Genomic DNA, 11,324 nt, shown 5'->3' on the forward strand with positions numbered 1-11,324 from the left:
CTCCTACGTGAACTGAAGAGAGACGGAGCCGAGGCCGCTGAACTCGGCTCGGAAGTTGTCGCCTGGATGAGCGTCGATCGCTCGCGTGCACGAACCCGGCAGAACGATGTCGCCGGCCTTGAGCCGAACCCCGAACGTGTCGACCTTCTGCGCCAACCACGCGACAGCGGTGACCGGGTTCCCGAGAACCGCATCGCTTCGCCCCTCCGCAATCCGCTCGCCGTTGCAGGTCAGCACCGCGTCGATCGCCTTGATGTCGATGTCCGACGGGCGAACTCGTTCCTTGCCGAGGATGAACCCCGCCGAGGAGGCATTGTCTGCGATGGTGTCCGAGAGGCCGATCTTCCAGTCCTTGATCCGGCTGTCGATCAATTCGATGGACGGCGCATAGGCGACAGTGGCGTCGATGACGTCCTGTTCGGTGCACCCGGCGCCCGGCAGATCTGCTCCCAGAATGAAGGCGACCTCCACCTCGACGCGTGGGAAGCAGAACCGCGACGTGTCGACCGGACGGTTCTCGAACTCTTCCATCTCGGCGAGCAGGTGACCGTAATCGGGCTCGTCGACGCCCATCATCTGCTGCATCGCCAGTGACGAGAGCCCGACCTTGTGTCCGACCACCTTTGCGCCACCGGCAACTCGACGCCGGATGTTGATGAGCTGGATCTCGTAGGCATCGACGACATCTATTTCCGGATAGTCGGCGATCAGCGGACTGATCGGAGCGCGGTCTCGTTCCGCCGAATCGAGATGGTCGGCAAGTTCGCCGCGGATCTGCGTCGAGAGCATCGATCAGGCCTTTCCGGCTGTTGCGAATGTGGCTGCATGCTGACCGGCTCGTCGTCCGGAGAACACGCAGTCGGCGAGCGACAATCCGCTCACATACGAGTTGGAACAGATACCGACGGCGGTACGGCCGGCGGCATACAGGCCGGGGATACCCTCCCCGGCCTCGTTTTTCACCATGCCGGACGATTCGTCGACCACCAATCCACCGAGCGTGAGCATCGGGCACGGATTCATCATGTTGGGCTTGATCGAGACGTCGTACATCGTGAACGGTGCAGACAGTATCGGCCTGACGAAGTCCGACGGTTTGCCCATCGGATCAGGTTGTCCGGCAGCGGCGGCGGAGTTGTGCGCGTCGACTGTGGCTTGAAGGCCGGCGACGTCTATCCCCGCTTTGCGGGCGACCTCGGCAATGGTGTTGCCACGGACGGCGGTACGCATCATGCCGGTGGTCTGTACTCGCTGGAACCACATCGATTGGTCACCGATCTGCGACTTCGCTTCACGAACGAGTTCGGAATCTGCCAGCAACCAACCGATTCCGCGGCTCTTCTCCGCCATCGCCTGACCAAGTGCGGCGCCGTAGCGGGACTCGTCGACGATCCGCGCACCGGATTCACCCACCAGAACCGAACCGAGAAAAGCGCTGGGCGGGACGATGAATCGCCAGGCGGAGACATTGCCGAGTTTGTCGGTCGCTCCCCCGGCCTCGATGCCGAGGTTGATGCCCTTGCCGTCGTCGCCGGAGGTGCCGAGCGGGATACCGCCCTTGTAGGCAGGGGCATGGGTGCGCATCATCTCGCGATTGGAGACGAAGCCGCCGGCGCTCAGGATCACGCCTCCGCGCGCCTGGATGCGAATCCGCTTGGCGTACTTCTTCTCGATCTTCGCGATGAGTGCGTCGAGAATCGTGCGCAACTGCGGCGCGTAGACGCCGGGTTTGGAGGACAGGGATCCGAGCGTCGCGTGCCGGCGCCGAACTCCGGCAGGAGCGTCACGAAGCGTCAGTGCTTCGACGCCGATCACCCGGCCGTCCTCGATGATCAGCCGGTCAGCTCGCGTCTGGCCGAGCAACTGGACGCCCTTGGCCTCCGCGGACTTCGCGAGCGGGCCGTACAGCATCTTCCCCGAGGTGCCACGCCCCTTGGCACGATGACCGCGCGGAGCAGGCTTTGCGATGTCACGGAACCCACCGGCAGATTCGCTGCCCGAGAAGTAGAGGTAGTGCTTGTTGCTCGGGTACGACGTCTTGTAAGGACACAGTGAGGCCTCGAACGGCACTCCGTGACTGCGCAGCCAGTCGATCGACGCCGGGCTCTCGTCGACGAACCGGCGCAGAGTCTGCGGCGTCACCGCGTCACCGACCTCGCGGTTCAGGTAGGCGAGCATGGCTTCGGGACTGTCCTCGATGCCGGCTTCCTTTTGAATCACGGTGCCGCCACCGGCGTAGTAGATTCCTCCGGAAATCGTGCTGGCACCACCACCGAGCGCTCGATCGATCGCCAGAACCGACGAACCGGCCGCTACCGCTTCGAGCGCCGCGCTGGCGCCCGCCACACCGAACCCGACGACAAGGACGTCAACCGAAGTATCCCAGGTCACACCGCACCATCCTCAATCTCACTGCAACGTGTTTCGTTATCAATGACAACGTCCGGAAATACTTCCTGGCAGAAAGCATGGACTGACACCCCCATCATTCTATAACGTGTTCTACATGAGCAAGCAGGAATACGACATCGTCGTCGTCGGCAGTGGTGCCGCAGGTATGACAGCGGCCTTGACCGCAGCCCACCAGGGCTTGAGTGTGGTCATCGTGGAGAAAGCCGCCCACTACGGCGGATCGACCGCCCGTTCCGGTGGTGGGGTCTGGATCCCCAACAACGAGGCACTTCAAGCGGACGGTGTCACCGATACGCCAGAGGCCGCACGTTCCTACCTGCACAGCATCATCGGCGACGTCGTCGCTCCCGAACGCATCGACACCTACCTCGAGCGCGGCCCCGAGATGCTCTCGTTCGTGTTGAAGAACAGCCCGCTCGAACTGCAGTGGGTTCCCGGCTACTCCGACTATTACCCGGAAGCACCCGGCGGACGCCTCGGTGGCCGCAGTGTCGAGCCCACCCCGTTCGACGGCAACAAGTTGGGCGCCGACCGCAAGAACCTCGAGCCCGACTACGTCAAGGCCCCCAAGAACTTCGTCATCACCCAGGCCGACTACAAGTGGCTCAACCTGCTGATGCGCAATCCCCGCGGACCCCTGCGCGCCATGAAGGTCGGCATGCGATTCCTCGCAGCCAAGGCCACCAAGAAGGATCTGCTGGTTCGCGGCCAGGCACTGGTCGCCGGTATTCGACTCGGACTTCAGTCCGCCGGAGTACCCATCCTGCTGAACACCCCGCTGACCTCCCTGTACACCGAAGACGGCGCAGTTCGCGGCGTCAACGTCCTCGTCGACGGCGAGGAGCAGGTCATTCGCGCCCGCCACGGAGTCGTGTTGGGATCCGGCGGATTCGAGCACAACAAGGAAATGCGTGAGAAGTACCAGCGCGCGCCCATCGGCACCGAATGGACCGTCGGCGCGAAGGCCAACACCGGCGACGGCATCCGCGCGGGCCAAGAAGTCGGCGCTGCAGTCGATTTCATGGACGACGCCTGGTGGGGCCCGTCCATTCCACTGACCGGCGGCCCGTGGTTCGCTCTTTCCGAGCGCACCCTCCCGGGCTGCATGATGGTCAACATGTCAGGCAAGCGCTTCGGTAACGAGGCCGCTCCGTACGTCGAGGCAACCCATGCGATGTACGGCGGTGAGTACGGTCAGGGCGAAGGCCCCGGCGAGAACATCCCGACGTGGATGATCCTCGATCAGCGCTACCGCAACCGCTACACGTTTGCCGGTATCACTCCCCGCTCTCCCTTCCCCGGCCGCTGGCTCAAGGCCGGCATCGTGGTCAAGGCAGGAACCATTGCCGAATTGGCCGAGAAGACAGGGCTTCCCGTCGCATCGCTGACCGAGACCGTCGATCGGTTCAACGGCTTCGCGCGCAACGGCAAGGACGAGGACTTCGGACGTGGCGACAGTGGATACGACGCGTACTACGGCGATCCCCGGCTGAAGAACCCCAGCCTCGCCGAAATCAGCAAGGCTCCGTTCTACGCCATCAAGATGGTTCCGGGTGACCTCGGTACCAAGGGCGGAATCTGCACCGACGTCAACGGCCGAGCACTACGCGAAGACGGAAGCGTCATCGACGGCCTCTACGCCGCCGGCAACGCGAGCGCTCCGGTCATGGGCCACACCTACGCCGGACCGGGCGCGACCATCGGTCCCGCAATGACTTTCGGTTACCTGGCCGTACTCGACATCGTCGAGCGCGCAAAGAAGGCCGAGACCACCGGAGCAACGGCATCAGCTGCGACTGAAAAGACGGCGGTCGACCATGCCAATTGATCCGAAGATCGCGCTCGGCGCCGAGCTTGCCCCACAAGAGTTCTCGTGGACGCCGTCGGACGTGCAGCACTACCACTTGGCACTGGGCGCTGGAGCACGTCCGCTCGATCCGAGCGAACTGCGCTACCTCGACGACGAAAAGCCTCAGGTACTACCCACCTTCGCCACCGTCGCCGCCAACTTCCACGCCACCGAAGCCCCGAAGGTCTCGTTCCCCGGCGTCGAAATCGATCTGGCGAAGGTAGTCCACGGAAGCCAGGAAGTCACTGTCCATCAGCCGATCCCGGCAAGTGGAAGTGGCCGCACCACAACTCGAATCGCCGAGGTCTGGGACAAGGGCAAGGCCGCCGTGATCGTGCAGGAATCCGTCACGGTCGACGCCGAAGGCAACCCTCTCTGGACCGCTCGATCGTCCATTTTCGCCCGCGGCGAGGGTGGTTTCGGGGGTGAACGTGGTCCGTCGGAGTCGATTTCGCTTCCGGATCGCGAACCAGATGAGACAGTGGTGACGCCTGTGCTTCCACAGCAGGCTTTGCTGTACCGGATGTGTGGTGATCGGAATCCGTTGCACTCGGATCCGCAATTCGCCTCCGCGGCAGGCTTTCCAGCGCCTATCCTGCATGGACTGTGTACTTACGGAATGGTCTGCAAGACCGCAGTGGATACCATGCTCGACGGCGACAGCAGTCGGGTAGCCGGATTTCGGGCCCGCTTTGCCGGGGTCGTATTTCCCGGCGAGAACTTGAGTATCCAGATCTGGAAAGACAATGGGCGACTCCTGATCTCAGCTTCTGTACTGGAGCGCGAAGCTCCTGCTCTGGCTGACGTAGTTCTCACTCTTGTCTGATACCAACCTGTCTGATACCCACCTGTTAGAACTCACCGCAGTTCTCGAACCCGATGGAGTAGCCCGAAGATGACGGCACAAGACGAAAAGTTCCGACTGTCCCGACGAGGTTTCATGGCGGCTGGAGCCGGCGCCGTGGCAGCGACTGCATTCGCCGGCTGGACGCCCGCCTATGCCGTCCCCGCCGGCTCCTCCGGCTCCGCGGGTGGTCCCGTCTCCACCCTCACGCCGCCGCCTGCCTTCCCCGAAGGCATCGCGCTGTACCAGCAGGCATATCAGAACTGGTCCAAAGAGATCATGCTCGACGCGATCTGGACCTGTTCGCCCAAGACGCCCGAAGACGTAGTCCGCCTCGCGAACTGGGGACACGCCAACGGCTACACCATTCGCCCCCGCGGCGCCATGCACGGTTGGACACCGCTGACCATCGTCAACGGCGCGCCGGTCGACAAGGTCATCCTCGCCGACACCACAGTCCACCTCACCGGCGTCTCCGTCAACGCCGGCGGCAGCCCGGCTACCGTCACCGCAGGACCCGGCGCGACCCTCGACGCCATCACCACCGCACTGCAGGCACAGGGCCTCGGATTCGCGAACCTGCCGGCGCCCGGTGTGTTGACCATCGCCGGCTGCCTCGCCGTCGACGCTCACGGCGCAGCTCTTCCCGCCGAAGGCGAAGCGCATGTTCCCGGACAGACTTTCGGCTCACTCTCCAACCTCGTCACCTCCCTGACCGCGGTGGTCTGGAACGGTAGTGAATACGCACTGAAGACGTATGCACGTAGCGACGCGGCGATCAAGCCGCTGCTGACTCACCTCGGACGCACCTTCCTCACCTCCGTCACCTTGCAAGCCGCTCCCAACTACCGCATGCGCTGCGTCAGCCACACCGACATCGGTTGGCAGGAACTCTTCGGCGCCCGCGGCGCGTCCGGACGAACCTTCGAGAAGTTCGTCCGCGAAAACGGTCGCGCAGAAGCAATCTGGTACCCCTTCACAGAACGCCCGTGGATGAAGGTGTGGTCACTTGCCCCCACCAAGCCGCCGTTCTCGCGTGAGGTGACCGGACCGTACAACTACATCTTCTCCGACAACCTCCCGGAGCCGGTCACCGACATGATCGGCCAGATCAACGCCGGAAACCCGGGCATCGCACCGGCATTCGGCCAGATCATGTACGCCACCACCGTTGCCGGACTCGCCGCCACCTTCTCCAACGACCTCTGGGGATGGTCCAAGGACGTACAGTTCTACATCCGGGCCACCACCCTGCGCCTGACCGAGGGCGGCGGCGCCGTCATCACCTCCCGCGCCAATATCGGCCAGGTCATCCACGACTTCACCCAGTGGTTCAACGGCCGCATGGAGTACTACCGCTCCATCGGACAGTTCCCCCTCAACGGCCCCGTCGAAATCCGCTGCTGCGGCCTCGATCAACCGTCCGAGGTCGAGGTCGACTCGGCAGGCGCCCCCACCATCTCGGCCATGCGCCCCCGCCCCGACCATCCGGAGTGGGACACCGCCATCTGGCTCAACGTCCTCGGCGTCCCCGGAACCCCCGGCATGTTCGCGTTCTACCGCGAAATGGAACAGTGGATGCGCAATCACTACAACAACAACGACGCCACCTTCCGCCCCGAGTGGTCCAAGGGCTGGGCGTTCGGCCCCGACAAGCCGTACACCGACACCCCGATCATCACCCAGGGCCTCCCCCAGACCTACCGCGACGGCGTCCCATCGAGCGACAACTGGGACACCGCCAACGCCGCATTCAACGCGTTGGATCCGCACAAGGTCTTCAGCAACACGTTCCTGGACCAGTTGTTGCCCTGAGGTTCACGAACCACCTACACGCTCTGACAACTCGACGGTCGTCGCCACTCCCAGCATTCGGGAGTGCGGCGGCCGTAGTGCGTTGGAGCGACGGACATGAGAAAGCCCTCCGCATGCCGACCAGGCGCCCGACTCAATCGCGATCAGGATGGATCGCCTCGTGCATACTTTCCACTGCCCTGGCATGAGTTGAGAGCTCGGATCTAGCCGACCGAATCGTGGCGCTGTCGCTGCGTGCCCCCGGCTCGGACGACGACGAGTCCTCTCCGGGGCTCGACGCGCCTCCTCCGGGCTGCTCGGAGGAGCCGGTGCGCTCTTCCCTCTCCGCGCGGGCACGCAACAACGACTCGGACTTCGGGGGTTTTCGCATCGGAGCATTGTCCCAGATCCATCTCCTACGACTCACACGGAGCGCTCTCACCCCCGGTGAGCGGGTCGTTCCTGAACATCGATACCTGGAAAGTTCGCAACAAAATATCTACAGCGGTCAGGGTAGACATTCTCGCGGGGCTGTTGTATCTTTTTTCTCGTAGCAAGGAACGAGTCAAGAGATGCGGGAGAGATGAACTACCCGCAAGCAGTACCGCAGGGCAGGGACGTGCCGGGGCCGAATTCGTGTGTGAGTGTGCAGTCGGACCCGGCACCCCCCTTCAAAGCGGCTACCGGATGTCTTGTGCGAGTCCGGAAGTTCGAAAGAATGCAGTTATGTAAGTAAGTTCAACCCCATCCGGCCCCCGGCGCACCTCGCGCCGGGGGCCCCGTCCGTTCAGCGAAAGAAGCGAGCCATTCCGGCAGATACACCACCGGGGGACCCCTCCGGCAGATTCGACGACGAGAACTATCCTGCGTACAGCATGGGACATGCGGCCGAGATCCTCGGCGTCAGACAAGCTTTCCTTCGTAGCCTCGATGCCGCGAAACTGCTTACCCCACAACGCTCTGAGGGCGGACATCGCCGCTACTCCCGCTACCAGCTGCGCATCGCGGCCCGCGCGCACGAACTTGTAGCCAATGGCACGGCGCTCGACGCGGCTTGCCGCATCATCATCCTCGAAGACCAACTCACCGAGGCTCGTCGCATCAACGCCGAGCTTCAGCAAGCGCAGGACCGACGAGCGGAATCGGACGCGACGCCAGACTGAGGACTGACGTGATCAGGCACTGGGAGTAGCAGTCGCCCCTGACCGTCAATCTGTTCACTCCCCCTTCGAACTGCTAAATTCAGACAATTGGGACATTGCTCGGCGTCGGTTGCTCGATTTCCACATCGAAGGGATCGCAGGCATGAATTCCTCCCACCACCGCCGCCGGGTGCGACTGGCTGCTCTGTCGATCACCTTGACCGTTGCCATTGCAACCGTTGCGTGCAGTTCCGACGAGGACGCGGCAATAAACACGAACAGCGCAACTCCCAGCACCGCGAGCAGTCAGGAATCCACCGAGATCGCGGACATCGTCCGCCGTCAGGTGGCCGACCTGGGCCTCAGTGCCGCGGTGTTCGGTGTATGGCGGGGCGACGACGAGGTTGCTCTCGGCGCCGTCGGAGAGTCCCCTATCGGAGTTCCGGCTACAACCGACATGCAGTTGCGCGTCGGCCAGCCGATGGAACCGATGCTCTCGACAGTCCTGCTGCAGCTCGACGAAGAGGGAACGCTTCCTCTCGATCAACCGATCGCGAAGTGGGAACCGAACTTTCCACGCGCAGAGACCATCACTCCGCGAATGCTGGCCAACAGCACGTCGGGCATCTCCGACTACGTGACCGATCCACAGTTCCTCAAACTCTTCACGGACAATCCGATGAAGGGCTGGACTTCTCAGGAGATCCTGAATCTTGCCAACTCTCGTCCACCTCTGTTCGAACCCGGCACCAGTTGGGCGTACGCGCACAGCGACCTGACGCTGCTCGGCGACGTCATGGAGAAAGCGACTGGAAAACCGCTGGGTGACCTACTTCAGCAGCGCGTCTTCGATCCACTCGGGATGGATAACAGCAGCGTTGTGCTCACGCCGCAGATGGACGAACCGATCCTGCACGGCTACACCAATGAACGCGGAGTGTTCGAAGACTCCACCTTCTGGAATCCGACTGCTTTCCTGCACAGCGGAAACATGAACGCGCCTGTCGCCGACGTCGGAAGGTGGGTTCGCGCACTCGGAACGGGAGAGTTGCTCTCCGACAAGGCTTTCGAGCAACAGATGGCGCCGACGACTGCGGGCTTGGGAAGTATGACGGCGGACAAGTTCTTTTCCTTCGGGACCGGGCACCTCGACGGCTGGCTGGTGATGAACCCGTCGTACGGCGGTTACAACGGTCTTGCGCTGTACTACCCCGACTCGAAGACGACGATCGTCGTCTACGCCACACTCGGGCCGACAACCAACGCGGACCTCAACAACGCCGTGTCGATGGGGAAGGAGATCGGAACCCTCCTCGAGCCGGATCACCCGCCGCAGGTACCGACACCGTGACGCCCCACACACGCTGGTAGTAAACAGCGCCGGTCGGCAACTTCCTGTTTACGCACGGATTACCTCCAGGACTTATCGCCCCATCACCATTCTCTTCAGTACCGAACGAAACGCGTCGGACCGCGGGTTGTCTCGCCAGTGAACGAGAACGTAGATAGATGGGGACCTGCCCGATGAGGAAATACGCGATGTCAGTGGCATGCACGGTTGCAGTCACAGCGGGGGTGACTCTTGTGATGTCGGTGCCTGCCGGAGCGGACCCGAATGACGGTGGGTCGTGCCCGGCCGGTGCGGTATTCGCGGTCGGCGGAACGTGGGATCCGACAGGACAAACGACACAACCAGTCACCGACCGCTACGTGGCCCAGGGCTATGCCGCCAAGCCGGTGACCTACCCCGCCAGTTTCTGGCCGCTCGGCGATCAGACGTACGACCAGAGCGTTGCCGCCGGCGCCCAGACACTTCGCACCGAAGTCAACGCATTCCACGCTCAGTGCCCGGGCAGCGAGATCGTTGTCACCGGATACTCGCAGGGAGCGCGGATTGCCGGCGACGTGCTCGGTGACATCGCACGCGACGGATCCATTCCGCAGTCGCAAGTCGAAGGCGTCCTCTACGCCGACCCTCGCAACTCGGCCGGGGGCATCGAAACCGTAGTGCCCAATGTCGTTCCGGGAGCGACGATGTCCGGAGCACGCGGCGGATTCGGCGACATCGCAGTACGGGAAGTCTGCATCGAGGGTGACGGCATCTGCAACATGCCCAAGCCGCGTGATGCTCCCGAGGTGTTCGTGGATTCGGTCTTCGGCTACTTCACGAAGCACAACACCTATACGCCGATGATGTCCGAGCCCGCTCCGCCTGCTGCCCCGGCATTGCCGGAGACACCGTCGGTACCTCTGCAACCCGCTGACATTGCCACTGCGATCGTGACGCGGGTCGTCGAGAACATCACTCCGTATCTGACCGCTGCACTCACCACCGTGCTGACGAAGTAACGCGACAGCGCTTGTTCGGCTGACTGAAAGTCGACCGATTCGTACAAGTCGAGAGCCACCGCATCGAGCACCATCGATCACATGCTCACCTTCATCGTCAGATACGGGTACGTCCCGTTCATGCTCTTGGGAATCAACGGAGCCGCAATCGCGCTGGCGGCATCCGGCGCGCCGAAATGGTCACTGGTGGCATTGATTCTCTTCGCTGTGGTCTGCTCATTCGCGGCCGAACGGGCGCTTCCCTACGAATCTTCGTGGAATGCCCCGGGACCGGACAGGTTTCGCGACGCTGTCCATGCGTTTGTCAACGAATCCCTCATCTTGGTCAGCGTCGCGGTGATTCCGTCGATGGCCGCGGTGATTCCGTTCGACGGTCTGTGGCCGAGCGGTCTTCCGTTTGTCGTTCAGGTTGTCTTCGCAGTGTTGGTTGCCGATTTCGGCATCACCGTAGTGCATTTGATCAGCCACAAGGTTGGATGGTTGTGGCGTTTCCACGCGGTTCATCACAGCCTCGAACGGTTCTACGGTATGAACGGACTCATGAAGCACCCCGTGCATCAGACTTTCGAAACCGCCGGCGGCGTCCTGCCACTGATCCTCCTCGGGATGCCCGTTCCAGTTGCCTCGGCGCTCGCGGTTTGCGTCGCTGTCCAACTCCTGCTTCAGCATTCGAACGCCGATTACCGCATCGGCCCTCTCCGTCCGATCCTCGCGCTCAACGCCGGCCACCGATTCCATCACCTGAAGTGGGCTGGAATCGGTGACGTCAACTTCGGTTTGTTCACTCTGATCTGGGATCACCTGTTCCGCACTTATTCTTTCGATCCGGAAAAGCGCTTCAGCAGTGACGATCTCGGAATGGCGGCCAAGCCCGACTACCCGGACGACTACCTCGGCCAGTTGGCGGAACCGTTCCGGAAACAGACCTGACGGA

Annotated in this window: 9 protein-coding genes; 7 read left to right on the plus strand and 2 right to left on the minus strand. The window is 62.7% G+C overall.

Features of this window, described 5'->3' with window-relative positions:
• Positions 1–3 precede the first annotated feature (3 nt).
• Together V3587_RS11310 and V3587_RS11315 are read right to left on the minus strand one after the other, a co-directional pair.
• Positions 4–789: a 2-keto-4-pentenoate hydratase gene (locus tag V3587_RS11310; RefSeq protein WP_124568886.1), complete on the minus strand. Its 786-nt coding sequence runs from the start codon at positions 787–789 to the stop codon at positions 4–6.
• A 3-nt stretch (positions 790–792) separates the two neighbouring features.
• A complete protein-coding gene (locus V3587_RS11315; protein ID WP_283376535.1) occupies positions 793–2,391 on the minus strand; it encodes an FAD-binding protein in 1,599 nt (532 codons plus the stop codon).
• 115 nt (positions 2,392–2,506) lie between these two features.
• On the opposite strand from V3587_RS11315, the gene kstD reads away from it, so the two are divergent.
• The 7 genes from kstD to V3587_RS11350 all read left to right on the plus strand — a co-directional run bounded on the left by kstD (position 2,507) and on the right by V3587_RS11350 (position 11,320).
• On the plus strand, positions 2,507–4,240 hold the full coding sequence (gene kstD / locus V3587_RS11320) for a 3-oxosteroid 1-dehydrogenase (RefSeq protein WP_185564823.1): 1,734 nt from the start codon (positions 2,507–2,509) through the stop codon (positions 4,238–4,240).
• Complete coding sequence (locus V3587_RS11325; RefSeq protein WP_124568889.1) at positions 4,230–5,087, plus strand: MaoC/PaaZ C-terminal domain-containing protein; 858 nt, start codon at positions 4,230–4,232, stop codon at positions 5,085–5,087. Before kstD ends, V3587_RS11325 begins: the two co-directional genes overlap by 11 nt.
• Before the next feature lie 69 nt (positions 5,088–5,156).
• The gene (locus V3587_RS11330; RefSeq protein ID WP_095970925.1) at positions 5,157–6,920 is read left to right on the plus strand and encodes a cholesterol oxidase substrate-binding domain-containing protein; all 1,764 of its coding nucleotides are present in this window, start codon (positions 5,157–5,159) and stop codon (positions 6,918–6,920) included.
• Positions 6,921–7,774: 854 nt separating this feature from the next.
• Positions 7,775–8,062 (plus strand): MerR family transcriptional regulator, encoded by a 288-nt coding sequence (locus tag V3587_RS11335; RefSeq protein ID WP_020906139.1) that lies wholly within the window; start codon positions 7,775–7,777, stop codon positions 8,060–8,062.
• Between the two features lie 142 nt (positions 8,063–8,204).
• A complete protein-coding gene (locus tag V3587_RS11340) occupies positions 8,205–9,392 on the plus strand; it encodes a serine hydrolase domain-containing protein (protein ID WP_283376534.1) in 1,188 nt (395 codons plus the stop codon).
• Between the two features lie 188 nt (positions 9,393–9,580).
• The gene (locus tag V3587_RS11345) at positions 9,581–10,390 is read left to right on the plus strand and encodes a PE-PPE domain-containing protein (protein WP_095970923.1); all 810 of its coding nucleotides are present in this window, start codon (positions 9,581–9,583) and stop codon (positions 10,388–10,390) included.
• Between the two features lie 81 nt (positions 10,391–10,471).
• Complete coding sequence (locus V3587_RS11350; protein WP_283376533.1) at positions 10,472–11,320, plus strand: sterol desaturase family protein; 849 nt, start codon at positions 10,472–10,474, stop codon at positions 11,318–11,320.
• Positions 11,321–11,324 lie beyond the last annotated feature (4 nt).

Origin of the sequence: Rhodococcus sp. IEGM 1306 (assembly GCF_036541985.1) — a bacterium.
GTDB lineage: Bacteria > Actinomycetota > Actinomycetes > Mycobacteriales > Mycobacteriaceae > Rhodococcus_F > Rhodococcus_F qingshengii.